Source organism: Streptomyces mutabilis (assembly GCF_046628145.1).
Taxonomy (GTDB): Bacteria; Actinomycetota; Actinomycetes; order Streptomycetales; family Streptomycetaceae; genus Streptomyces; species Streptomyces mutabilis.
In genome coordinates, this window is sequence record NZ_CP176874.1 from 154,918 (window position 1) to 178,117 (window position 23,200).

Below are 23,200 nucleotides of genomic sequence, written 5' to 3' on the forward strand. Positions count from 1 at the left end.
CCTCGAATCGACATAGGAGGTAGGGGTGGCGTATACCGAGGAATGGGTGACCGCGCGAGCGCGGGACGCCTACGAGCACGGCCGGGCATCGTTCGACGTACGGCCCGAGCGCACGGCGCTGCTGGTCATCGACATGCAGGACGAATTCGCCCGACCCGGGTGGAGCCCCTACTGGGTGCCCGCGGCCACCCGGATGGCTCCCCGGCTGCGGCAACTGGTCGAGGACTGCCGAGCCGCCTCGATCCCGGTGATCTGGACCATCTTCGACGACACCCATCTCGGACTGGACCGGCCGCGCGCCCTGCCCTTCCTCCCGCATGCCGACACCGACTGGCGCCGCCCAGGCCCCGCCGAGGTATGGGCCCCGATGGGCCGCCGCCCCGACGAGGCCCTGATCCGCAAGCCCTCCTACGGCGCGTTCTACGACACACCGCTCGACACAATGCTGCGCAACCTCGGCCGCGACACGGTCATCGTCACAGGCATCCTCACCAACTACTGCTGCGGCACCACGGCCCGGCAGGCATACGAACGCGGCTACAAGGTCGTCTTCGGATCCGACACCACGGCCACCGACGACGAGTCCCGCCAGGAACCAGAACTCGCCGTCCTGCGCAAAGGCTTCGCACTGGTGCTGACCGCCGAGGAGATCACGAACCGACTGATCGCAACCACCCCAGCACCGGAGGACGGGGACAGGGCGAACGTTGCCTGATGCGGCACTGACTTCGGGCCCGGCGTACGCTGGTCACCCCGCAGCGGGCGGGGCTCCCGCCCGGGGTAACCGGCGGGTGCCCCGTCTGCACCGTGAGGAAGTCGCCCGTGGCCGCGACAAGAATCCCCCAGGTCCTCACGTCACTCGCGCGCGTTCTGCAACTCGACCACGTCGGCAGACGTATCTGCTCGGACTGGCTGCAGCGCGCCCCAGGGCACGGCGCCGCAGGAGGCAGGCCGCAGGGAGCTGATCGGCGAGTGGTGCTACCGGCCGCCGGGCGGGGAGGCCTTCACCGACGTCGTCGTACGCGTCGGCCAGTTCATCCACGACCTCGGGCGGGCCGGGCCCGGGCGGCGGGTCCTGGTCGTCGCGCACGACGGGGTGATCATCGCCCTGCGCCACGTCCTCGCCGGAATCGGCGCCGCCGCGCCCGAGGAACTGCCACCGGTCCCGTACCGCCTCGGTGTCGCGCTGGAACGGCGACGGCGACCGGCTGCGTCTAGGCCGTCTGGCCGTCTGGGGCGACACCGCCCACCTGACCTCGCTGGACGACGCGGATGGAAGGAGGCACACATGAACGACCACTCCCCGCCGACTCGATCCTCGCCCGCGTGGGACCGGTACCCGACGGCCCGCACGCACACCAGGTCTACGAGGCGGCCCTCACCGACCGGTCGTTGATCACCCGTTGAAAGTCTCCGAGAGACTCAGAGGATTGTCACACCGCCTGTTCGGCAGATCTTCTGTCACCACCGCAGCGATGCCGTGCTCGGGGCTGAGTCCTTCCACAGCGAGGCGGAACAGGCGGTCAGCCTGGGTCTCGGGGTCCTTGTGGTGCTCGGTGGCCAGGGCAATGCCGACGGCGAGGGTCAGCAGGTCGTGAAAGGTGACGTGCGGCGCGACCGCCTTGTCGCGAATGGCCTGCTGGAGCAGGGGAGTTCCTGCCGCTGCGATTCTGTCGCCGCAGGAGTGCGGGGAGGGTTGTTCGGCGGGGGGCTCGTAGCTGAGGGTGTTGGCGAATCCGCGGGCTGAGACGGCGTAGAGAACGAGGGCGCGGAGCCACTCCAAGAGGGCAGTGCGGCCGTCCTCGGACGTACTCAGCCGGTGGGCGCGCTCGCACAGGCCCTCGATGCGCTCCTGAAAGACAGCTTCGAGCAGGGCACGGCGGGTGGGAAAGTGACGGCGCACGGTCGCCGAACCGACGCCTGCGGTGCGGGCGATCTGCTCTAGGGATGCCTCTGCGCCATGCACGGCGACCTCGGCTTCGGCGACGGCGAGGATGCGCTGGTAGTTGCGTCGGGCGTCCGAGCGCTGACCGGTCATGATCTCCTCATTGCTAAACGGCGGGCCCCGCCATATCTTAGCGGCAGGATAAACGGCGGGCCCCGCCGTTTTCGTTCTCCAGTCCGTGAGGAGCAGCACCATGTCCATCAACAGCGGTACCGTCCTGGTCACCGGAGCCACCGGCCAGCAAGGCGGCGCCACGGCCCGCGCTCTCCTGGCCGCCGAGGTGCCCGTACGTGCACTCGTACGCGATCCGCGGTCGAAGTCCGCCCAAGCGATCGAGGCGCTGGGCGCCGAGCTGGTGCAGGCGGATCTCTCCGACCTGGACTCCCTCGGCCCAGCGGTCGAAGGAGTCCGCGCGGTGTTCTCCGTGCAGAGGCCGCCCATGACCGAGACCAGCGTGGACTTCTCCGGCGAGCTCGCCCAAGCCACCAACCTGGTGGACGCGGCGAAGACCGCGGGAGTACGGCAGTTCGTGCAGTCCTCGACCAGCGGAGTCGGTGAGCACACCCGGGTCGACGGCTGGGCCGAGGGCCGCTGGGCGGCGATGGCGGACTACTTCCACACCAAGCAGGCAATCATTGAGGCGGTGCGAGGTGCGGGCTTTGCCCGCTGGACGGTGATCAAGCCCGCATTCTTCATGGAGAACCTTCCCCTGCTGGCACCCAAGGGGCCGCGCGGCGGACTGCTGACGGTACTGAAGCCGGAGACCGAACTCGCCCTGGTGGCCGTGCGGGACATCGGTACGGCTGCGGCGCACGCCCTTCGAGACCCTGACCGGTTCCACCAGGTGGAACTGGAGCTGGCCGGTGACCTCCGCACGATGGAGCAGATCGCGCAGACCTTGTCCGCCGCCTGGGGCGTGCCCGTGACCGCGCCCTCCATGAGCCTGGAAGAGGCCCTCCACGCGGGCATGCCGACGTGGGGAGCCGGACACGAGTGGAACAACGCGGTGCTCCAGCCCGCCCGGCCCGAGTTTGCCCGGGAGCTGGGCATCCCGGTCACCAGCTTCGCCGAGTGGGCGGATGAACAGCTGACACCCGTGTCCGGCTAGGGCGTATCCGGCGCTGTGACGCTCGGCAGCGCCCGTCGGGGCGGGACTGGGGGCGAGAAATCGGAGTGCCCTGCCCCGGCGCATCCCCGCCGCGGGGGTTGCCGAATTCGCCGGGCACCCGTTGACCGGCCTGCCGTTCTTCACTCCGGCAACGGTGACGACCGACCACCGACCCGTTCAACACCACGCGGTGATCACACCAACGTCCTCCCCGGACACCCTGCGGCGGCAGATGCGGCTCCAGAAGCGATCACCCACGATTTCGTCAGATCCCCCGACTCATAACCAGGCCAATGACCCGGTGGTCCACCGGCTGTCTGTCATGGGCGTAGTTGTACTACTCCAGCCACTGGGAGTAGTACACGCACTCGTTGAAAGGCCATAACCCGTCACCGTCCCGTTCACGGCAGTCTGGACGGTCTCCCCGAACCTTGAGCAGCGCTCCTCACAAACCCGGTGACCTGAGTCAGTCGAAGAGGGCAACGAGTCCATTTACCCAGATCGCGAGGAACGCAAGGGTCGTCACCATGCAGCCGGCGCCCGCCAGCACACCGCCGACCGTCCACGGCCCGGAGGGCACCTCGTACTCCCCTTCCAGGTCGTCCAGGTAGGAGGCGGGATTGTCCCAGTCGACGGGGTGTCCCAACTCCTCGGCGCAGGCGGTCCGCACCGCGAGCAGCCGCCTCTCCGCGAAAGCGGTGGCGGCCTTCGCCTCGGGGCCCGGCCATGCGAGAGCCTTCATCCGCCACCCGGGAGACCCGTACCGCGCCTCGAAGGCAGCGGTCTCGTCGGCGTCCCGGTCCTCTTCGAGGTACATCCAGCGCCCAGCCTCGGCGGCGTCGCCGTAGAGCCGGTACACCTCGGCCAGACGACGGCGGAGTGTCAGGTTGTGCGGGAAGGACGAGATGAGACCGCGCAGGCGCTGACGCGCGACGGGAACCCGGCCGGCGGCCAGGTCTGCATCGACTCGGGCAAGGGTCTCTCTCAGGGGCATGGACGCATGATCGGGCACCGCACTGACCTACGTCGACCTGGTTTCGCCGCTCAGCACTCGCTCGCTGTTGACGGCATCGGCTGAACCTCACTGAGACGGATATCGCCAGTTGCGGGACAGCCCTTAGAAGTCGTCTCATTTGGCAGGGATAAGGTGTCGCTCGCGGTTGACGCACCGGGTGTCAGCGCAGGTCAGCGCGATAGACGAGAGTGATGGAGCGCGGGCATGACTGCCCAAGGTGGCCTCCCTGCTCTGGTCGGCCTATTGCCGCCATCGGCCGGAGCGGGGATGACGGTCGGCTGGGAGGCCGTGCAGGAGTCCTGGGAGTTGGTGTCCCCTTCGGACTTCAAGGGGTTCCTTGACCTCTATGGTGATGGCCTGTCGGATCTGGATCTCAGCGTGCTGGTTCCTTCGACTGTGAATGCTGAGACCTGTGACGAACCGGGTGCCCCGCTAGGCGGCATGGGGTTCACGACGGACGCCCGAGCTACCTGGACGGACACCGAACCCACCGACATCGATGCAGCAGCCGAGGAGCTGGTGACCTGGGGAGCAAGTAGCAGTGCTGATTTGTACTGCTGGCTTACCCACGGCGAACCCGAGGACTGGCCCGGCAGTAGTGTTCAGCCACGGCGACGACACCTGGACGCGTTTTGACTGCGGCATGACGGAGTTCCTGCGCAGGGTGTTCAGCGCCGACGGTCGGGCCGAGGCCATGAAGGATTCTGCGCTGTAGGGTGCGGGCTTGCACCGGCTCTGAAACCGATGCTCCGCCTCATGTGGTGAGTCTCTATAACTCATCAGGGTGCAGGCGATGCTTGTGAAGGCAAGAAAAAAAGAAAGTGCTCGGCCTTGCGTTCATAGCGGCGGTGTTGCCGTCGGCAGCCGGCCAGCCAGGACATGCTGCGTTCGACGTACCGGTTGGCCCGGAAGTACCGATGGCCAGGGGCAGACCGGTCCGTTCAGTGAGCAAGTGGACCTTCGATCCGAACTTGCCCCGGTCCACCGGATTCGGACCCGTCAACTCCCCCTTTTCAGAGCCCGCATGTTCACTGAGTCGATCGCGCACCGCGACCAGTCCAGCTCACCACCGGAGCCGAGCTAATCGAGGACCAGGCGGCGCAGCTTGGCCCACACCCGGGCCTTGGACCACTCGGAGAATCGGCGGTGGGCCGTCGCGCCGGACGGGCCGAACGACGCGGCCGGTAGCTGACGCCACGTACAGCCCGACGTCGCGACAAACACGATCGCCGTCAGTGCCTCACGATCGCCATGCCGATCCTGGCCACCACCTTGTGGTCGCGTCGGCGCCACGGGCACCACACGTCGGAACAACTACCACGACTCGTCCGGCACAAGGCGCTCCGCACTCCCCACAACCGCAGAGTACCGAACCCGCCAAATGAGATGGCTTCTCAGTCGGACCTGAACTTGTCGGCGAGCTGGAACTCGAACTCTTCGGGCAGGTCGTAGTGGAAGATCTCGGGGACGTCGCGCTCCACGTGTGCCTTCCAGTAGAGGTCGGCGATCACGTCCGGCTCCGAGTTCGGCCGGCCACTCCCGATCTGCGCGCCCAGGGCGACGTGCGCAACGTGCACTCCTCGGTCGGTGAGTGACTCGTTCAGCGCGAGGAGCCAGTTGCGCATGGCGGCGTTCGCGGCGTTCGCGTTGGCCACCTGCGGGACGACCATGGGGCCCGATCCGGCACCGCTCGTGCCGATGATGGTGCCTGCGCCGCGGCCGATCATGCCGGGCAGTACCTGGCGAACAGCGGTGATCGCGCCGAAGAAGTTGGTCTCGAGCGCGGGCAGAACCGCATCGACCGTGAGGTCAGCCGCGGAGACCAGCGGACGGTCCGCCAGGTCCGAGAGCGTAGGAGCAGGTGAGTACTCCAGGACGTCAACGGATCCGAAGTACTCCTCTGCGCCCGCCAGCGCCTTCTCAAGGCTCGGGCGGTCGGTGACATCGGCCGCGAAGGCTGCAGCCGACACGCCTGCGCTTCGCAACCTGTCGGCCATGGCCTCGAGTTGCGCTTCACGTCGTGCCACGAGCGCGACGTTGAAACCACCCTTCTCGGCGAACTTCGCACCGATGGCAAACCCGAGTTGCGGCCCCGCTCCCACGATCGCAATGGTTGACACAGCTCGTCCTCCAACAGCAGATCTGCATGTCCTGGTGCCGACTAACGCCGTGGCGGACCCGGGCCCGTCTCACTGACCAGCCGATACTCGACCTCATGATCGAGCTACTGCTGATCAACCGTGCCACGGCGCTCTTCATTCCCAAGAAGCCAGTCACTACCGGCTCGTGTTGCATGCGACGCACTCCACGCTCAGGCCGTAGCCATCCCTGACACCGGCCCTGTCGGCACCGTCCCCCGCCCTGGCCGCGCCCTGGCTTGCTAACGCCCGGCACCGGGGCCCCTGCCGCTCAGCGGAGACGTCCACGAGGGGTCGTGGTGGGATCTCCTCGCGAGGTGGGCCAGGAGGTGTTCCGTGGCGATGGCGGCGGTGTCTTGCGGTGTGCCAGTTGCGGTCAGGGCGGCGATAAGCCTTGCTGATGCTGTTTCCTGCACATCCGGGTCGGTGAGGAGGGGCAGCAACAGCAGGAGTCGGGTGGCTGTGTCCTGGACGCCTTCGTTCGCGAGCGACGGATTGTCAGCGATCCGGGTCACTTCGGGCCAAGTGAGCCCAGCGCCCGAGAAGTCTCCGTCCCAGCTGGCGATTTGCTCGGCGTGACCTCCGCCTGGAGGGGTGATGAGGTAGTCAGTGCCGTAGTCGTCATCCAGATTGCGGTAAATCACCACCGCTCCAGGGCCGTCATCTGTCGGCACCCTGAATACCGGCCAGTGCTCAGGATCGAAGAGGACCTCGGACAGGGAATCGACATCGGCGCCGTCCTCACCGAACCACTCCGGAACCGCGCGCTCGGCGCATCCCCCGCCGCTGCACATCGCCAGAAGGTAGTTCGACCAGAAGCCCGGGCGGTCCAGCAGCGACTCACCCGGCACCAACGGGCCGACATCGTATCCCTTGATCAGCACCCCTCGATCTTGTCACCTGCCACTGACACGACCCGATCCGGGATCGGCAATGGGGCGCCGTCCAGTTACGGCACACCCTTAGACGTCATCTCATTTGGTGAGTCTGCGGTAGCAGATGAGGGTGCAGGCGATGCTGGTGAAGGCCAGGAAGTTCTCGGCTTTGCGCTCGTAGCGGCGGTGCAGGCGACGGCATCCGGCGAGCCAGGCCATCGTGCGCTCTATGGTCCAGCGGTGGCGGCCCAGACGGGTCGAGACTCGATGCCCTTGCGGGCGATGCGGTGCCTGATGCCGCGGCCGCGTAACCAATGCGGCAGGTGGTCGTAGTCGTACCCCTTGTCGGCGTGGAGCTTTCCCGGTCTGCGCCGACGGCGTCCGCGCCGAGAGCGGATCGGTGGTATGCCCTTCCAGCGGGGTTAGCGCCTGGCTGTCGTGCAGGTTCGCTCCCGAAATTCCGGCAGACAGGGGCAGACCAGTCCGCTCCGTAATCAAGTGGACCTTCGAGCCGTACTTGCCCCGGTCTACAGAATTCGGACCAGTCAGGCACCCCATTTTCAGGGCCCGCATGTTCACCGAGTCGATCGCGCAGCGGGACCAGTCGAGCTCGCCGCGGGCGCCGAGCTCGTCGAGGACCAGGCGATGAAGCTTGGCCCACACCCTGGCCTTCGTCCACTCGGCAAAGCGCCGGTGAGCGGTCCCTCCTGACGGGCCGAAGGACGCGGACGGCAACTGCTGCCACGTGCAACCCGACGTGGCCACGAACACGATCGCCGCCAGCACCTCCCGATCACCGTGCCGCCGCCGGCCGCCACCTTGAGGCCCGCGACGGAGCTTCAGGGACCACTCGCTGGAACAGTTCCCACAACTCATCCGGCACCAGCCGCTCCACAATCCCCACGCTCTGTCCGCCTATGACTCGCTTGAGCAGTCGGCCTCAGTCCAGGCCGCCTGGAGGTCACGGCTGACAACGGTGAGGGTGCCGTCCCGGAAGGCGATTTCGTGGCTGCAGCCGTCTGGGTGCGGCAGGATCTCATCGAGCACCACAGCCCCAAGATCGGTCCCTCGGTCCTCGCCAGCGGGATCGATGACGAAGCTGGACACGCCGACATAGCGGATGGCCAGGTCGCGGTCATGCTTCCAGCAGTTGTGCTGGAAATCGACCTCTATCTCCTTACCGCCGAGACCACGCACACCGCGAAGCGTCAGATCCTTCACACATCGCCTGCTGTGGAAGTCGTAGTGCCCCGTGTGCGTGGCGAAGGACCGCGCACCAGACGGCAGGTCACCCGAGATTGAAGACAGACGCTCCAGGTAGCGAGACGGGTCCAAGACCCCTGACAACTCGCCGACCTGCGCATCGAGTTTGACGTACTCCATCGGTCTGAGCCCCCGCTCCAGGCTTCCTGTTGGCCGATAAACCATCGCACAGACTCACCAAATGAGATGACGTCTTAGGCGGCAGCCCCGGATACGGGCCCGTCGGCGGTGAGTCCGCCGGGGAAGCGCCAGCCCGTCCGGTGCGCCTGGGCGACCACGTGGTTCTGCGGGCCGGGTGTGGCGGCAGTCCTTGGGGGCGACGCACGCCCGTGTGGTCCAAGGGCCGCGGAGCCGGGACCTCGCGAAGGGAGCACGAAGGCGTGTCGACGGTCATTCCTGCGCCCGACAACTGGCTGTCGTTGTTGGGCAGTTGGGACGAAACCCGGCACTACCACACCGGGGAGAAGGACGAGACGGTGCGCGGCTGCGCCCGCCGGCTCGACACGACGGTGCCGCGGCCGGAAGGCGATCCGGGACAAGATCCCCGCCGTCGCAGGCCAGGCCGGTGGAAGGGCCCAGTCCTGCCCGTGGGCCCGACCGGCCCTTAGTCTTGTCACTGGTGGGTGCGATGATCGCGTCACCGGTGTGAGGACGCCGGTCTCGTAACCCAGGGGCGGCTCGGGTGGACACGTGGCAGGAAGTCTCGGCGTCGGTGGAGAAGCGCCTGACAGCCGCGTCACCCGGTGAACGCAAGGTGTTCGCTGTCGGCATCGCAGAACGGCTCATGAGCTGGCACGAAGCTCTGCCCGCAGAGGAACAGGCGCCGTTCACGATGGGCCTGCGGCCCCTGCTGAACTCCCTGTGGGAAGGCGTACTCGGAGACACCACGGCCTTCACGGCGGTGAAACGTGGTGTCGCCGAATACATGCTCAGCGACTACTGCCACAACGACGGCCAAGACGGCCCCGATGATGCGGACGAGCATGCCGCGGCGGCAACGCTGTATGCCGCGCATGCATATCTGTTCGGTTGTAACGACTTTGCGGTCTGGGCCAGCCAACGGGCTGTGGACGCGATCGACCAGCACCTGGAGAATCTCGCCGAGCAGGACGAGGACCTGCCCGAACCCGATGAGGCACTTCTGGCTGAGCTTCAGCGCCAATTGCGGGATCTCGACCTCATCGCGAACTACTCGAAGGACCTCCGCTACTCCAGCACGGGCCTGCCCATCGACACGTCGATCCGGCTCCGGGTGGAACTTCGTACTGCTCTCTCCAGCCGGGACTGACCGGCCCGGACATCGGGCTGTTCAGCCACCAGCTGCGGGTGGGCGAGCGTGACGTCCAGGACATCGCGGTTGCCGCACCCGGCGGTGAACGTACGCCCCGTCCACGGTGCTCGCGCCTGCCGGTGTCACTGCGTCCGCGAGTGCGGTCGTCGCGGTGCGGCCGGTGTAGCGCAAGCGGCCCGCGGCGTGGTAGCGGCCGAGCAGGTCGGCGGGCTCCATGACGTCTCTCCTTGCACCCACCCCAGGATTGCTGCGTGAGCAGCAGCGTGAACGATTCAGGTCCTACGCGGCTCACGCTGCTCCGCTTCCTGGAGCGGGCACGGCTGCGCGACCTGGAACGCACCCGCTGGTGGATCACCGAGGAAGAACAGCGCGAGGCCGAACACCGACGCGGCATCGTGGAGAGGCCCGCCCCGCCCGACCGGCTCCTGAAACAGGGCCTCAACGCAGGGCAGGCCGCCCGTCTACGTCAACGCCGGGGACTGCTGGAACGCGGGCAAGCGCAGCGAGAGCATCGATCAGGAGCAGGCACGCCGTGCCCTCGCGGGCGGCGTGAAGGCGTACCCGGGCTGCCGGCCGGACAGCGCGCTGCTCGTGCTCGACTAGCGGGGGCCGATGTCGTGCGCGGCGATGAGGTCCTCGAGGGCGGGTGGGCGGCGCACGTGCAACCAGTCGAACGTCCCCGTGCTCGGGGTGCTACAGGAGGTCGTGCTCGCCGCGCCCCGTGCTGTGCGTCCGTTTGCCGGACAGGCGTGGTGGGTGTGTGCTGGAAGGGGCGGATGGGCGGCTCGGACACTGCGAGAGGTCCGTATGAGCAGTACATGGATGTGTGAGAACTGCGGAGGCCAGGTCGCCGTCGGTACCCGTGTGTGCACCCAGTGCGGTCACACGATGCGGGGGTTGGGACCGGAAAGCGGCCCTGAGGCCCGTGGGTCTGCTGCCGCCCCGCCGCCGACACCGCCGGACGGCGACGCCCTCGGAGGCGAGTGGGCCCCGAAGCCTCGGCCGCCTGCCGGGCCACCGCAACGTGAGCCGCCCCGGGCACCGCGGCAGGCGGCCAGTCCTGACGCCCCCGGCCCGGTCCCCGCGATGGGACACGGCCAGGCCGTCGAGGGCATGGTGCGGGGCGTACAGATGAGGATCGAGCAGCGCAACGAGATGGCCCCGTCCGTGTGGACGTTCCGGCTGGAGCGCTACGACGATTCCGGGAAGCGTGTGATGCTCGTACCGGTCGAGATGCGGGGCATCGGCTTCGAGGGGTCGATCCACGACGGTGACTGGGTACGCGTGAACGGCCGTATGCGCGCCGGAACACTGCATGCGAAGCACCTGCACAACGTGACGACAGGGGCTGACGTCCGGGTGGCCCGGACGCCGAAGTGGCTGCTCGTCCTCGTCGTCGCCTTCATCTGTGTCGTCGCGGCGGTCGTCCTCATGGGGTGGCTGGGTGTGTTCACCTCGGGCCCCGCGGGTCCGCCGGACGACTGGCCTCCCTGAGGTGGGTGAGACGCCGTGGCGACCGACCGTCTAACGCCCGAGGACGTCGACTACCTGCAGCGAACGGGTTTCCAGCCGTCACCCACCGACCCGCTGACGCCCCTGACCCGTTCCCCGGGCGACCTCCGCACACTTCTGAGAGTGAACGGAATCGGGCGGCGGGGCGAGAAGGCGGAGCATCTGGAGCGTGCCCGGAGCGCCAACTGGTCTCAGACCCAAGGCCCGCTGACCCGGGATCTCCTTGTCGGCCTCCATCAGTACAAAGTGCCGGTCGGATTCCTGGTCACCGGGGACCCGGGGCGGGTGGAAATCCATCTGGGCACCTGGCTGCCCGCGGGCGGTTCACCGGCATCCGTGAGGGAGAACGGGCAGTTGGTCGAGGTGGCCTTGAGGGCGCTGTACTCGACGGTCGACGTCACCACGGAGGCCGCGGTGCCCGGTCATCAGTGGGAGCGTGGCGGGCTGGCCGTCGGCGTGCCGACCTTCAAACCGCCCGACGCCTTCGACGGTGTTCTTCCGCTGGACCGCGTGATCCGGTCGTTCGTGGGCTCGCACTGGGCCGTACTCGTTCTCGCCCAGCCGATCGGCGCGTCGCTGGTGCGGAATCTGCGCCTGCAGCTGATCAACGAGCAGCGCTCCGTGCAGACCTTGACCGAACTCGACGGCAGTCCGAGCCCGCTCTCCGACACCTACGTCAGTCTGCTCGAGCGCCAACTCGATGCCCTCACCGAGGGCCAGGCGACCGGAGCCTGGCGTACCGCCGTGTACCTTCTCGGCGACGCCGGAAGCTATCGGCCGTTGGCGAGTCTCTGGCGCGGCGTCTTCTCGGGCCGGGATTCCCTGCCCGAACCGGTCCAGGTCTGGGACCGGGACGACGTAACGGCGCTGGCCTCGTCCTGGGCGATGCCCGACCCGGTGGACGAGCACCACGCTCCCGGGCGCTACCGGCACCCGTTCCAGCACCAGACCCTTCTGACCTCGTCCCAACTGGCTACGTACATACACCTGCCCAACACGGAGACCGCCGGATTCTGCATCACACAGGTGCCGGAGTTCGATGTGGTGGCGCGACCGGCGGGCAGCGGCACGCTCGCCCTGGGCACGGTCGTGGAACGGCAGCGGGTGACGACGGCGCCGTACGGCGTCTCGCGCGACAAGCTGACGCGCCATGCGTTCGTCACCGGCGTCACCGGTTCGGGCAAGACCAACACGGTGTTCGAGCTGCTGAGCCGGCTCACCCGCGTCGATGTCCCTTTCCTGGTCGTCGAACCGGCGAAGACGGAGTACCGGGTCCTCATGCACCACGAGGAACTCGCCGGAAAGCTGCAGGTCTTCACCCTTGGGCGGGAGAAGGTCGCCCCCTTCCGGATGAATCCCTTCGAGGTCCCGGAGGGTACGGAGGTCGGTGTCCACCTCGATCTGCTGCGTTCCGTGTTCCACGCGAGTTTCGGGATGTGGACGCCGCTGCCGCAGGTGCTGGAGATCTGTCTGCACGACGTTTACACCGACCGTGGCTGGGACGTGACCGACGGCAGCAACAGGCGCCTCGACGACGCCTCCGACCGCTCGGCCGCCTTTCCGACACTCACGGATCTCGTGCACAAGATCGAGGAAGTGGTCCCGCAACTCGGTTACGAGGCCGAGGTCACCGGCAACATCCGGGCGGCCCTGCGCACACGGGTCAACAGTTTGCGCACGGGCGGGAAGGGCCGGATGCTGGACATCCGGCGGCCCCTGCCGATCGAGCAGATACTGGACCGCCCGACTGTGCTCGAGCTCGAAGGCATGGGGGATGACGACGACAAGGCGTTCATGATCGGCCTGTTGATGATCCGGCTTGCCGAACACCGTCGTGTCCAGGGCGATGTCGACGGACTGCGCCACCTGCTGGTGATCGAGGAAGCCCATCGCCTGCTCGCCAACACGGCAGGGCGCCGCGGTCAGGAGGGCGAGGCCGATGTCCGCGGCAAGGCCGTGGAGACCTTCACCAACCTGCTGTCCGAGATCCGGGCGTACGGCCAAGGCGTCGTGGTCGTCGACCAGATACCGACCAAGATCTCGCCGGACGTTCTGAAGAACACCAACCTCAAGGTAGCCCACAGAATCGTCGCCGGCGACGACCGCGAAGTCCTCGGCGCGACCATGGCGATGACGCCCGAACAGGAAACCGCCCTCGCCACGCTGCCGGTGGGCAGGGCGGCCGTGTTCACGGACGGTGAGGACGCGCCGTTGCTTCTCCAGGTGCCGCCGGTGAAGGGCGGATCCGGCACCTGGCCGGCGGACGGCGTCGTCCGGGATCACATGACGCTCCGGGGCTCGGCTGCGGGCAACGGACTGCCGACGGCGGACTGCGACCGCAGGTGTCTGGCCACTCCCCCGGCTTCCGGTGCGGCCCGTTCCCTCGTCCAGGATCCGGGGGTCATGCGCACGTTCTCCCGGGTCGTCTTCTCGGCCGTGCAGACGCCTGGCGGTCTGCACCGGTGCTGGCCGGACCTGCTGGCCGTGGCAGCACGCAAACGACCGGCCTGGGTGGACGGCCAGCCGTGGTGGGCTGCCTGATCCGGCACGGCGCCCGACGGCTGGCCGAGTCACGCGGCGCCCGCGAGGGCTGGACGTACGCACAGAGCGACGCCGTCGCCGCCGCGATCGACACGGCACTGACGGGTCATGCGGACGGCCGCGACGCGACCGACGACGTCAGGTCACTGCGTCGATTGCTGGTCGCAGTGCAAGGCGGCACTCCTGGCTCCTCCTTGTGTTGCGCCCGCATCTGGCGGGACAGTTCCGCGCCGTGCCTCTGCGCCGGCCCCGTCGCCGAGCTGGTGGAAGCCGGCGGGTTCGGCAAAGCCTGGGCCAAGGCCAGGGACGCCGACCGGGCCAGCGGCAGCGGCGTCCGCCCCGCGGTGTGGGAGGTCTGCCAGGACGCCGCCTATCAGCTCACCGAGTTCCCCTCGGACGGCCAGGAGGACCCCGCCGTGGCCGCCCGGGTGAGAGACGTCGCCTGCCGCACCGCGCTTTGCTTCGCCCAGCACATGCTGGCGGCCGAGGAATGGGCGCACCCCGCCACCGAGCGCAGCCTTATGGAGCGGCTCTTCGGCGCCGCGGGCTGGGATCAGCAGGACCAGGAAGAACAGTAGGAGTCCCGACGGAATTCGACACGGAAGGAAGGCGGCATGGGCTCATCGAAAGGTGACAAGCCCGGCGGGGACACGACAACCAGCCACACGGAGACGACGTACGACACGCAGACGGGGCACACGACGGAGAGAACCGAGACCACGATCGAGCACGCCGACGGGTCGGAAGACAGGACGTGGGAGGAGAAGACCACCGACGCCAGTGGGGCGGACGTGTCGGAGTCACGTGGTTCCTCCCATGAGAACAGCTCGGACCAGGGTGGGGGTTCCAGCAGGACCGAGGTCCACACGGACTACCAGACGGGCGAAACCACCGTGACGACGACGACCGTCGACGAGAACGGAAACGGGACCAGACACACCACCACTGTCGACCAAAATGGGGACACCGTCCCCGGCAGCGACAAGACAGAGGACATCAAGAGCGAAGGAACATTCGGGGAGGACGACGACTTCTCGCAGAACGACGGCTCCGACGATTCGAACGACGCCGCCACATCCGAGGCCGGCACGGAAGGCGGCGCCGGCAGATCCGGCGACTTCGGCATCCGGGACGCAGGGGGCGGCGACAGCGGCGGCGCGACGCCGGACACCGAGAAGTCGGAAGGCGGGGGCAAGGCGTAACGGCAGCACCGCGCTGCCGTTCACGGTGCTGCGGGGCGACGATGCCTGGTCCCTCCCGACAACCTAGTGCGGTTGATCCCACCGTGACAGATTTGCCGCTGTTCGAAGGATGGACCGAGGTGGCGAAGCTGAACCAGAGCACAACGGCCCGTAATCGCCCTTCGGGCCCCGCCTTGAGGGCCGTCGGAGCTGACGACTGCGCCCTGACCGGAAGCCCGAACGGGGCACAACGTGATGTGGCGGCATTCGCCTACTGCTTCTACGGCCACCCCACCCCGATGTCACCCGAGCCGCCGGACTCCACATCGCGGGCATCTTCCTCTGGTCCGCCCGGTAATCCAAACGAAATGGCTCAGAAGAGACGGTGCTTGCACCCGCTGCGGAGCAGCCAGCGAGGGTTACAGCGGCCGGTGCGGCGACTGTATCCGCTTACTGGCTCTAACAAAAGCTGCTGATCATGAGACTGTCGGCCGCTCTGCTCGTATGTCTGGGCATGGGAAACCGTCAGTCGCGGCCGTGGATCGTGTCGGACGAACTGTGGTCGCTTGTCGAGTCGTTGCTGCCGAAGCCGGGTCCGAAGAAGGCCGAGGGCAGACCGCGGGTGCCGGACCGGCAGGCCCTGTGCGGGATCCTGTTCGTCCTGCACACCGGCATCCAGTGGGAGTACCTGCCCCAGGAACTCGGCTTCGGCTCGGGCATGACCTGCTGGCGGCGCCTGGCGGCCTGGAACGAGGCCGGCGTCTGGGACCAGCTCCACCAGCTGCTGCTGAACGAGTTGCGGTCGAAGAACCAGCTGGACTGGGAACGGGCGGTGATCGACTCCTCGCACGTGCGGGCCGCACGCAGGGGCCCAAAAGCGGGCCCAGCCCGGTCGACCGCGCACGGCCGGGCAGCGAACACCACCTCATCGTCGACGGACAGGGCATCCCGCTCGCGGTATCGCTGACCGGCGGCAACCGCAACGACGTCACCCAACTCGAGCCGCTGCTCGACAAGATTCCCGCCGTCGCGGGCCAAGTCGGCAGACCCCGTCGGCGCCCGGATGCCCTGCTGGCCGACCGCGGCTACGACCACGACAAGTACCGCCGCCTGCTCTGGCAGCGAGGCATCCGCCCCGTGATCGCGAAACGGGGCGAGCCGCACGGCACCGGCCTGGGCACCTTCCGCTACGTCGTCGAGCGCACGATCGCCTGGCTCCACGGCTTCCGCCGCCTGCGCATCCGCTGGGAACGACGCGACGACATCCACGAAGCCTTCCTCGGCCTCGCCACCTGCCTGATCACCCACCGCCACGTCCAACGCCTTTGTTAGGACCTCTTAGACCGTGTCCTACGTGGTGAGGCGTCGTTGGTCCGTTCATGGGGCGGGGTACGTGGAGTTGGATTGTTCCGGACGGGTTGTGGGAGATCGCGAAGCCGCTGATCCCGCCGTCGAAGGTGCGGCCGCAGGGCGGCGGGACGCAGGACACGCCTGATGAGACGCTGTTCGCCGCGATCATCTACGTCCTGGTGTCCGGCTGCGCCTGGCGTGCGTTGCCGCCGTGCTTCGGGATATCGAAGTCGACCGCCCATCGGCGGTTCCTCATCTGGTCGAGAGCCGGTGTCTGGGGGCGGCTGCACGAGGCTGTGTTGCACCGACTCGACGACGCCGGCCTCCTCGATGTCACCCGCATCGTCCTCCACACCGCCCACGTGAGGGCGAAAAAGGGGGCGAACACACAGGTCCGAGCCCCGTGGACCGGGGCAAGCCAGGTTCCAAGATGCACCTCCTGTCCGACGCGCACGGACTGCCCCTTCTCGTCGGCGTCTCGGCCGGCAACGCCCACGACAGCGAAGGGCTGAAGCCGATGGTGGAGGGTCACCAAACGAGACACACCCCCCACCGCGGCCGCTACTTCAAACCTCAGCGCCTGCACGCCGACAAAGCATACGACCGGGCTGACCTGCGTAGATGGCTGCGCGGGAAGCGGATCGGCATGCGCATCGCCCGCAAGGGAATCGAGTCCAGCGAGCGATTAGGGCGGCGCCGCTGGGTGATCGAGCACACCATGTCGTGGCTGTCCGGCTACCGCCGCTTGAGCCCTCGCTACGAACGCGATCCCCGAACTACCTGGCCTTTCTCGACCTCGCCGCCGCCCTGTGCTGCTACAAGCGACTCATCCGCCTCACCACGTAGGACACGGTCTAAGAGTTCCTAACAAAGGCGTTGGACGTGGCAGTGGGTGATCAGGCAGACGGCGAGTCCGAAAAATGCATGGTGGTGTCGTCGCGTCTCTCCCAGCGGATGCGTAGGCGGCGGAAGCCGCAGAGCCAGGCGATCGTTCGTTCGACGACGTACCGGAACATGCCCAGGCCGGTGCCGTGCGGCTCGCCCCGCCTCGCGGTCACGGGGCGGATCCCGCGCTGCCAAAGCAGGCGGCGATACTTGTCGTGGTCGTAACCGCGGTCGGCCAGCAGCGCGTCGGGGCGCCGACGGGGTCTGCCGACCTGGCCGGCGACGGCAGGGATCTTGTCGAGCAGCGGCTCGAGTTGGGTGACGTCGTTGCGGTTGCCGCCGGTCAGCGATACCGCGAGCGGGATGCCGCGGCCGTCGACGATGAGGTGGTGCTTGCTGCCCGGCCGTGCGCGGTCGACGGGGCTCGGCCCGCTTTTGGGCCCCGCCGGGCGGCCCGCACGTGCGAGGAGTCGATCACCGCCCGCTCCCAGTCCAGCTGGTCCTTCGACCGCAGCTTCTCCAGCAGGGCAGGTACTCCCACTGGACGCCGGTGTGCAGGACGAACAGGATCCCGGACAGGGCCTGCCGGCCCGGCACTCGGGGCCAGCCCTCGGCCTTCTCCGGGCCCGGCTTCGGCAGCAACGGCTCGACAAGCGACCACAGTTCATCCGACACGATCCACGGCCGCGACTGACGGTTTCCCATGCCCAGCTATACGGGCGGAGCGGCCGACAATCTAGTGATCAGCAGCTTCTGTTAGAGCCATTAATAGCGCCTAACAGAATGGGCGCTTGGGGCGTGTGGTTACAGGGTTCCCGTTTCACCGTCGGCGATGAAGCGTGTCAGCGAGTGCTCCAGCAGCTCAAGGAACTGCCGTAGGTCGTCGGCCGCCTTGTCGAGTTCCGGTTCGTCCAGCGACGCGGTCCGCGTCCGGTAGATCGCCCCATCGGGGCCCGCGACGTAGGCCAGGCCACCGCCGTTAGAGCCGATGACCAGACCATGGACCTTTCGGTCTGTGCCAGCATCGACGGGGCCGTCGTTCTGGAGCCGTTGCAGGACGACACTGGCTGGCTCAAGGAAATAGCCGTTGCCGACATCCGCCCAGGTGACATCGCCGATGCTGTCGTAGAAGGTGACCAGGTCAGCCGGTACAGGGGCGACTTGGGCAAGCCTGCGAGCCGCGACTTGATCATCGTCGTCAGCCGGCCGGACCTCGTTGGTCCCAGAGGGGAAGCCGTGCTGATCCTCGAACTCGCCTGTCATGGTCGTGAGAGTCCCCGAGACTCTGTCCGTCCACGAGGCCAGCCAGGCGGGCGAAAGCGATCGGTCACTCATGAAACCGGATCATGGCATGAGCCACGGACATCCACGGCGTGACCAGCGGTCCCAGGATCAGCGCAATGCCCTGAGTTGTCGATGTGTGATGAGACAGCAGGCGAGTTTGAGGAACGCTTCATGGATGTCGGCCCTGCGTTCCCAGCGGATGCGCAGACGCCGGAAGCCGTGCAGCCACGCGAAGCTCCTCTCCACGACCCAGCGGTAGGCGCCCAATCCGGTGCCGTGCAGGGTGCCGCGGCGGGCGATGGCCGGCACGATGCCGCGGGCGCGGACCTTGTCGCGGTAGACGCCATGGTCGTAGCCGCGGTCGGCGAAGTGGGAGTCCGGCCTGCGGCGGGGACGCCCGACCCGACCGCGGACCGGCGGAATCGCGTCGAGCAGCGGCAGTAGCTGGGTGACGTCGTTGCGGTTGCCGCCCGTCAGCAGGACTGCGAGCGGGGTGCCGTGCCCGTCGGTAATCAGATGGTGTTTCGAGCCGGCCCTGCCTCGGTCGACCGGCGAGGGGCCCGTGCGCTGCCCCCCTTTTAGGGCCCTGACGTGGGAGGAGTCGACCACACAGCGGGACCAGCCCAGGCGTGAGGCCGCGTTGAGTTCTGCCAGCAGCACCTCGTGGAGCCGCTGCCAGACACCGGCCTCGTTTCAGTCCCGCAGTCGACGCCAACACGTCATGCCCGAGCCGAAACCGAGGTCCTGCGGCAGGTACTCCCACTGGTTCCCGGTGTGCAGCACGCACAAGATCCCGCACAGCACCTCCCGGGCCGGCAACGGCTTGCGGCCCGGATAGCGAAAGCGCCGCTCCCGCTGCGGCAGCAGCGGCTCCAGGCGGTCCCACAGTTCATCCGACACGATCCACGGCGACGTCCCCACGCCGGACTGAACGCTCAACTCCTGCCCCGGACACGGCAACCAGGAGCGATCCACTTCATTGTGTTAGCCGTTGCAAGAGGCGCCCGGCGGTCTCGTCGGGATTGAAGGCGGTCGGCTCCCCGTGCTCGTCCAGGTGGACCATGCGCTGGTCCGCGAGTCTTCGCAATGAGGCGCGGATGCCCTCTTCGTCACGGTCCAGGACCACGCACAGGCCGGATACCCCCAATTCTGTGCGCTGCAAAAGTGCTGTATGCACAGATTCGTCGAAACTGGATATGCCTAATACAGTCAAGGTCATTTCCCCCATGACTCTATTCGAACACCAGTGCACGAAACTGTCAATTACTGCAGCGAAGGAGCGAACGGGTTCAGCCCTGTCGGTGGGCGGACTCGGTCGACGGGTCCGCCCACGACTCGGGTGACGCCCGTCTACAGGGCGGACGCGGCGATGACCGCGGTGAGGGCGGCGACCGTCGTGCGGATCGTGTCTCCGAGTGCCGCGGCCGAACCCTGCCCCTCGGCGATCTCGGCCAGCCGGCTCTCGGGTACCCCATCGCCGGAGCCCTGGGTCATGACGGCCTGGAGGCCCGCGTGATACAGCACGGTGATCAGTGCCGCCGTGCGCTCGTCGGGATCCTGACCCTCGGCGAGAACCGCTGCCAGTCGCCCTCGTAGCGCTGAGAGTTCGGACACTCCTGTGACCGGATGCTTCACCGATCCGAAGGCGCCGAGGACCCGTCGCCCCTGTTCCCGCACCAGTCCCTTCTCCGAAAGTCCCCGGTACGCCGTCTCCAGTGCCTGCTCGCGTACGGCCAGCAGCCACTCCCGGGGAGTCTCCTCGGGGTGACCCCGCACATGCTCCGCCATGGCCGCGGCTGCCGGGTCCGCCGATGTCGACGCTCCGGTGACGACGAGCGTGCCGTCGCGCTCCGTCAGGCCCCCGGAGGAACTCAACTCGAGCAGGGCGGCCGCCGAAACCGCCAACGACACCCGCAGGGGCGCTTCGCGCAGGGTGCCGGCCTTTTCGTCCAGCGCGAGCAGCACGATCCGCTCACCAATCGTCAGATCCTCAGTCATGGGATCCCCCTCTCAAGAGGGAAACGGTGCAGGGGGACCTGTGGTTCCCGTTACGCGCCAGCAAAGTTCGAGCGATTGGGTCGAGGTCCGGGGTAATCAGGCGAGGAAAGTAGCACCTGCCGGATTCGCCGATAAGCTGGTGTTTGTTGCGTATTTTTCGGACAGTGAGCTTTTTTGGCCTGCCGGGGTGGATGGGTAGTGAAACAACAGACAGGTCAAGTTCCAGGTGGACGGGTTTCGGTCCCAAGAAACCCGTCTCCACCACAGGCGTTGTGTGCGTGTCTGAGCGTCGGGGCGCGGGCGTGTCCGGTCCGCCCTGTGCTTCCCGTCCGCCAAGCTCCGACAGCGCCGGCCAGAGCTGTCGGCTTGCTCTCCGTGATCGCCGAGTTCATCCTCCTCCCAGCACCGTTCGAGGAACGTGCCCCGTACCGGCACTCGTCGTCGCATCTGACAGCGCGAACCTTGTCCGGTGAGCGGTCCGTCGACCTCGACCGGATCGCCAGGTCCGGCTGCTGACGACCTCCTCGTACGGCAGCACGTACCGGGACTAATGCAGACGGCTTTCCTCCTCGAAGGCGCGGTACACCACGTACAGGCTGTGGCAGCCAGGAAGCGACACAGTGAACACGGGCCAGTCGTCCCCTTCCAGCAGCTGGCGCTGGAGGTCCGCGGCCTCCTCCTCGTCCGCGCCAAGAAGCAGTTCCTCGGCGTCCTCGCTCTGGGCGCAGTTGTGCAGGTGGCCGGGCCAGAACGGGCTTCCGTCCAAGAGCTCGGGGCGGTGAGTGAAAGGGCCGCCGTCGTAGCCGGGTATCCGGTCAGGGTGCATCTCCGCACTGCTAGTCACGGAGGTCATCGTGCCGCCTGACGCTGCGACCATCGAAGTTGGGACCACCGCCGGATCTTTGCGGGACAGCTCTTTAGAGGTCCTAACAAAGGCGTCGAACGTGGCGGTGGGTGATCAGGCAGGTGGCGAGGCCGAGGAAGGCTTCGTGGATGTCGTCGCGTCGTTCCCAGCGGATGCGTAGGCGGCGGAAGCCGTGGAGCCAGGCGATCGTCCGCTCGACGACGTAGCGGAAGATGCCCAGGCCGGTGCCGTGCGGCTCGCCTCTCTTCGCGATCACGGGGCGGACGCCTCGCTGCCAGAGCAGGCGACGGTACTTGTCGTGGTCGTAACCGCGGTCGGCCAGCAGTGCATCCGGGCGTCGGCGGGGTCTGCCGACTTGGCCCGCGACGGCGGGAATCTTGTCGAGCAGCGGCTCGAGTTGGGTGACGTCGTTGCGATTACCGCCGGTCAGCGACACCGCGAGCGGGATGCCCTGGCCGTCGACGATGAGGTGGTGTTTGCTGCCCGGCCGTGCGCGGTCGACCGGGCAGGGCCGCTTTTGGGCCCCTGCGTGCGGCCCGCACGTGCGAGGAGTCGATCACCGCCCGTTCCCAGTCCAGCTGGTTCTTCGACCGCAACTCGTTCAGCAGGAGCTGGTGGAGCTGGTCCCAGACGCCGGCCTCGTTCCAGGCCGCCAGGCGCCGCCAGCAGGTCATGCCCGAGCCGAAGCCGAGTTCCTGGGGCAGGTACTCCCACTGGATGCCGGTGTGCAGGACGAACAGGATCCCGCACAGGGCCTGGCGGTCCGGCACCCGCGGTCTGCCCTCGGCCTTCTTCGGACCCGGCTTCGGCAGCAACGGCTCGACCAGCGCCCACAGTTCGTCCGACACGATCCACGGCCGCGACTGACGGTTTCCCATGCCCAGACATACGAGCAGAGCGGCCGACAGTCTCATGATCAGCAGCTTTTGTTAGAGCCAGTTAGACCGTGTCCTACGTGGTGAGGCGGATGAGTCGCTTGTAGCAGCACAGGGCGGCGGCGAGGTCGAGAAAGGCCAGGTAGTTCGGGGATCGCGTTCGTAGCGAGGGCTCAAGCGGCGGTAGCCGGACAGCCACGACATGGTGTGCTCGATCACCCAGCGGCGCCGCCCTAATCGCTCGCTGGACTCGATTCCCTTGCGGGCGATGCGCATGCCGATCCGCTTCCCGCGCAGCCATCTACGCAGGTCAGCCCGGTCGTATGCTTTGTCGGCGTGCAGGCGCTGAGGTTTGAAGTAGCGGCCGCGGTGGGGGGTGTGTCTCGTTTGGTGACCCTCCACCATCGGCTTCAGCCCTTCGCTGTCGTGGGCGTTGCCGGCCGAGACGCCGACGAGAAGGGGCAGTCCGTGCGCGTCGGACAGGAGGTGCATCTTGGAACCTGGCTTGCCCCGGTCCACGGGGCTCGGACCTGTGTGTTCGCCCCCTTTTTCGCCCTCACGTGGGCGGTGTGGAGGACGATGCGGGTGACATCGAGGAGGCCGGCGTCGTCGAGTCGGTGCAACACAGCCTCGTGCAGCCGCCCCCAGACACCGGCTCTCGACCAGATGAGGAACCGCCGATGGGCGGTCGACTTCGATATCCCGAAGCACGGCGGCAACGCACGCCAGGCGCAGCCGGACACCAGGACGTAGATGATCGCGGCGAACAGCGTCTCATCAGGCGTGTCCTGCGTCCCGCCGCCCTGCGGCCGCACCTTCGACGGCGGGATCAGCGGCTTCGCGATCTCCCACAACCCGTCCGGAACAATCCAACTCCACGTACCCCGCCCCATGAACGGACCAACGACGCCTCACCACGTAGGACACGGTCTTAATACTCCAGCTGTAGATCGTGATCTTCATGTGGTGGTCGCTGTCTGGCGTCACCATCGGGCGACAAGTCTCCTCCGCAACTCGAAGCAGACGATGCCGGGTTCGGAACTCGGTTCTACGGGTCATGGGGGCCGACAGCCT

General features: G+C 67.5%; 20 protein-coding genes and 8 pseudogenes. 13 read left to right on the forward strand and 15 right to left on the reverse strand.

Translation table 11 applies throughout. The annotated features are described in order from the left end of the window. Window positions 1-25: 25 nt before the first annotated feature. The 3 genes and pseudogenes from ACLIN4_RS00745 to ACLIN4_RS00755 all read left to right on the forward strand — a co-directional run bounded on the left by ACLIN4_RS00745 (window position 26) and on the right by ACLIN4_RS00755 (window position 1,396). Entirely contained in the window at window positions 26-715 is a 690-nt protein-coding gene (locus tag ACLIN4_RS00745; RefSeq protein ID WP_411575371.1) for a cysteine hydrolase family protein, read from the forward strand. Between the two features lie 29 nt (window positions 716-744). Then, window positions 745-947, forward strand: a pseudogene (locus ACLIN4_RS00750) (transcriptional regulator); the annotation flags it as partial. A 17-nt stretch (window positions 948-964) separates the two neighbouring features. Next, on the forward strand, window positions 965-1,396 hold the full coding sequence (locus tag ACLIN4_RS00755; protein ID WP_306416643.1) for a histidine phosphatase family protein: 432 nt from the start codon (window positions 965-967) through the stop codon (window positions 1,394-1,396). On the opposite strand, the gene ACLIN4_RS00760 is transcribed toward ACLIN4_RS00755, so the two are convergent. After that, entirely contained in the window at window positions 1,397-2,038 is a 642-nt protein-coding gene (locus ACLIN4_RS00760) for a TetR/AcrR family transcriptional regulator (RefSeq protein ID WP_289909270.1), read from the reverse strand. It abuts the gene before it with no gap. Between the two features lie 100 nt (window positions 2,039-2,138). On the opposite strand from ACLIN4_RS00760, the gene ACLIN4_RS00765 reads away from it, so the two are divergent. Beyond that, on the forward strand, window positions 2,139-3,053 hold the full coding sequence (locus ACLIN4_RS00765; RefSeq protein ID WP_107478078.1) for an NmrA/HSCARG family protein: 915 nt from the start codon (window positions 2,139-2,141) through the stop codon (window positions 3,051-3,053). 466 nt (window positions 3,054-3,519) lie between these two features. Here ACLIN4_RS00765 and ACLIN4_RS00770 read toward each other — a convergent pair whose 3' ends face one another. Continuing rightward, window positions 3,520-4,047 (reverse strand): DUF6584 family protein, encoded by a 528-nt coding sequence (locus ACLIN4_RS00770; RefSeq protein WP_107478079.1) that lies wholly within the window; start codon window positions 4,045-4,047, stop codon window positions 3,520-3,522. 225 nt (window positions 4,048-4,272) lie between these two features. Here ACLIN4_RS00770 and ACLIN4_RS00775 point away from each other — a divergent pair, with 225 nt between their 5' ends. Beyond that, window positions 4,273-4,704 carry a hypothetical protein gene (locus ACLIN4_RS00775; protein ID WP_411576815.1) on the forward strand — a complete coding sequence of 144 codons (432 nt, stop codon included), beginning with the start codon at window positions 4,273-4,275 and terminating at the stop codon, window positions 4,702-4,704. 120 nt (window positions 4,705-4,824) lie between these two features. On the opposite strand, the pseudogene ACLIN4_RS00780 reads toward ACLIN4_RS00775, so the two are convergent. From ACLIN4_RS00780 to ACLIN4_RS00800, 5 genes and pseudogenes are all read right to left on the reverse strand, one after another. Further along, window positions 4,825-5,382: pseudogene (locus tag ACLIN4_RS00780) on the reverse strand (transposase); the annotation flags it as partial. A gap of 80 nt (window positions 5,383-5,462) precedes the next feature. Continuing rightward, window positions 5,463-6,188 carry an SDR family NAD(P)-dependent oxidoreductase gene (locus tag ACLIN4_RS00785; RefSeq protein WP_107478080.1) on the reverse strand — a complete coding sequence of 242 codons (726 nt, stop codon included), beginning with the start codon at window positions 6,186-6,188 and terminating at the stop codon, window positions 5,463-5,465. 260 nt (window positions 6,189-6,448) lie between these two features. After that, window positions 6,449-7,090: a hypothetical protein gene (locus ACLIN4_RS00790; RefSeq protein WP_107478081.1), complete on the reverse strand. Its 642-nt coding sequence runs from the start codon at window positions 7,088-7,090 to the stop codon at window positions 6,449-6,451. A gap of 90 nt (window positions 7,091-7,180) precedes the next feature. Then, the gene (locus ACLIN4_RS00795) at window positions 7,181-7,867 is read right to left on the reverse strand and encodes an IS5 family transposase (protein ID WP_257101633.1); all 687 of its coding nucleotides are present in this window, start codon (window positions 7,865-7,867) and stop codon (window positions 7,181-7,183) included. A 129-nt stretch (window positions 7,868-7,996) separates the two neighbouring features. Further along, window positions 7,997-8,464: a hypothetical protein gene (locus ACLIN4_RS00800; protein ID WP_107478082.1), complete on the reverse strand. Its 468-nt coding sequence runs from the start codon at window positions 8,462-8,464 to the stop codon at window positions 7,997-7,999. A gap of 562 nt (window positions 8,465-9,026) precedes the next feature. Between ACLIN4_RS00800 and ACLIN4_RS00805 the strand changes: the two genes are divergently transcribed. The 8 genes and pseudogenes from ACLIN4_RS00805 (at window position 9,027) to ACLIN4_RS00840 (ending at window position 17,065) form a co-directional block, all read left to right on the forward strand. Continuing rightward, window positions 9,027-9,632 carry a hypothetical protein gene (locus tag ACLIN4_RS00805; protein ID WP_107480207.1) on the forward strand — a complete coding sequence of 202 codons (606 nt, stop codon included), beginning with the start codon at window positions 9,027-9,029 and terminating at the stop codon, window positions 9,630-9,632. A 456-nt stretch (window positions 9,633-10,088) separates the two neighbouring features. Continuing rightward, window positions 10,089-10,238: pseudogene (locus tag ACLIN4_RS00810) on the forward strand (DUF6233 domain-containing protein); the annotation flags it as partial. Between the two features lie 483 nt (window positions 10,239-10,721). Then, on the forward strand, window positions 10,722-11,129 hold the full coding sequence (locus tag ACLIN4_RS00815; RefSeq protein ID WP_107480208.1) for a hypothetical protein: 408 nt from the start codon (window positions 10,722-10,724) through the stop codon (window positions 11,127-11,129). A 303-nt stretch (window positions 11,130-11,432) separates the two neighbouring features. Further along, window positions 11,433-13,688, forward strand: a complete 2,256-nt coding sequence (locus ACLIN4_RS00820) for an ATP-binding protein (RefSeq protein ID WP_411575372.1) — start codon at window positions 11,433-11,435, stop codon at window positions 13,686-13,688. Further along, window positions 13,673-14,266, forward strand: coding sequence for a hypothetical protein (locus ACLIN4_RS00825; RefSeq protein WP_411575373.1), 594 nt, complete (start codon window positions 13,673-13,675; stop codon window positions 14,264-14,266). The genes ACLIN4_RS00820 and ACLIN4_RS00825 overlap by 16 nt, the downstream gene beginning before the upstream one ends. Before the next feature lie 36 nt (window positions 14,267-14,302). Continuing rightward, window positions 14,303-14,890, forward strand: a complete 588-nt coding sequence (locus ACLIN4_RS00830) for a hypothetical protein (RefSeq protein WP_107480206.1) — start codon at window positions 14,303-14,305, stop codon at window positions 14,888-14,890. Window positions 14,891-15,383: 493 nt separating this feature from the next. Then, window positions 15,384-16,201, forward strand: a protein-coding gene (locus ACLIN4_RS00835; protein ID WP_411576718.1) for an IS5 family transposase whose coding sequence is annotated in 2 segments (ribosomal slippage) — window positions 15,384-15,713 and window positions 15,716-16,201 — 816 coding nt in all. Because the reading frame shifts where the segments join, the coding sequence is not laid out codon by codon here. Between the two features lie 47 nt (window positions 16,202-16,248). Beyond that, window positions 16,249-17,065, forward strand: a pseudogene (locus tag ACLIN4_RS00840) (IS5 family transposase). 18 nt (window positions 17,066-17,083) lie between these two features. On the opposite strand, the pseudogene ACLIN4_RS00845 reads toward ACLIN4_RS00840, so the two are convergent. From ACLIN4_RS00845 to ACLIN4_RS00880, 8 genes and pseudogenes are all read right to left on the reverse strand, one after another. Continuing rightward, a pseudogene (locus ACLIN4_RS00845) lies at window positions 17,084-17,809 on the reverse strand (IS5 family transposase). 99 nt (window positions 17,810-17,908) lie between these two features. Next, the gene (locus tag ACLIN4_RS00850; protein WP_107476508.1) at window positions 17,909-18,367 is read right to left on the reverse strand and encodes an SMI1/KNR4 family protein; all 459 of its coding nucleotides are present in this window, start codon (window positions 18,365-18,367) and stop codon (window positions 17,909-17,911) included. A gap of 129 nt (window positions 18,368-18,496) precedes the next feature. Further along, a pseudogene (locus ACLIN4_RS00855) lies at window positions 18,497-19,348 on the reverse strand (IS5 family transposase). A gap of 16 nt (window positions 19,349-19,364) precedes the next feature. After that, window positions 19,365-19,616, reverse strand: coding sequence for a TrmB family transcriptional regulator (locus tag ACLIN4_RS00860; protein ID WP_143657496.1), 252 nt, complete (start codon window positions 19,614-19,616; stop codon window positions 19,365-19,367). Between the two features lie 122 nt (window positions 19,617-19,738). Beyond that, window positions 19,739-20,386, reverse strand: coding sequence for a GOLPH3/VPS74 family protein (locus ACLIN4_RS00865; protein ID WP_411575374.1), 648 nt, complete (start codon window positions 20,384-20,386; stop codon window positions 19,739-19,741). A gap of 547 nt (window positions 20,387-20,933) precedes the next feature. After that, window positions 20,934-21,230, reverse strand: a complete 297-nt coding sequence (locus tag ACLIN4_RS00870; protein WP_411575375.1) for a hypothetical protein — start codon at window positions 21,228-21,230, stop codon at window positions 20,934-20,936. Window positions 21,231-21,312: 82 nt separating this feature from the next. After that, a pseudogene (locus ACLIN4_RS00875) lies at window positions 21,313-22,165 on the reverse strand (IS5 family transposase). A gap of 37 nt (window positions 22,166-22,202) precedes the next feature. Then, window positions 22,203-23,019 (reverse strand): annotated as a pseudogene (locus ACLIN4_RS00880) (IS5 family transposase). Window positions 23,020-23,200: the final 181 nt, after the last annotated feature.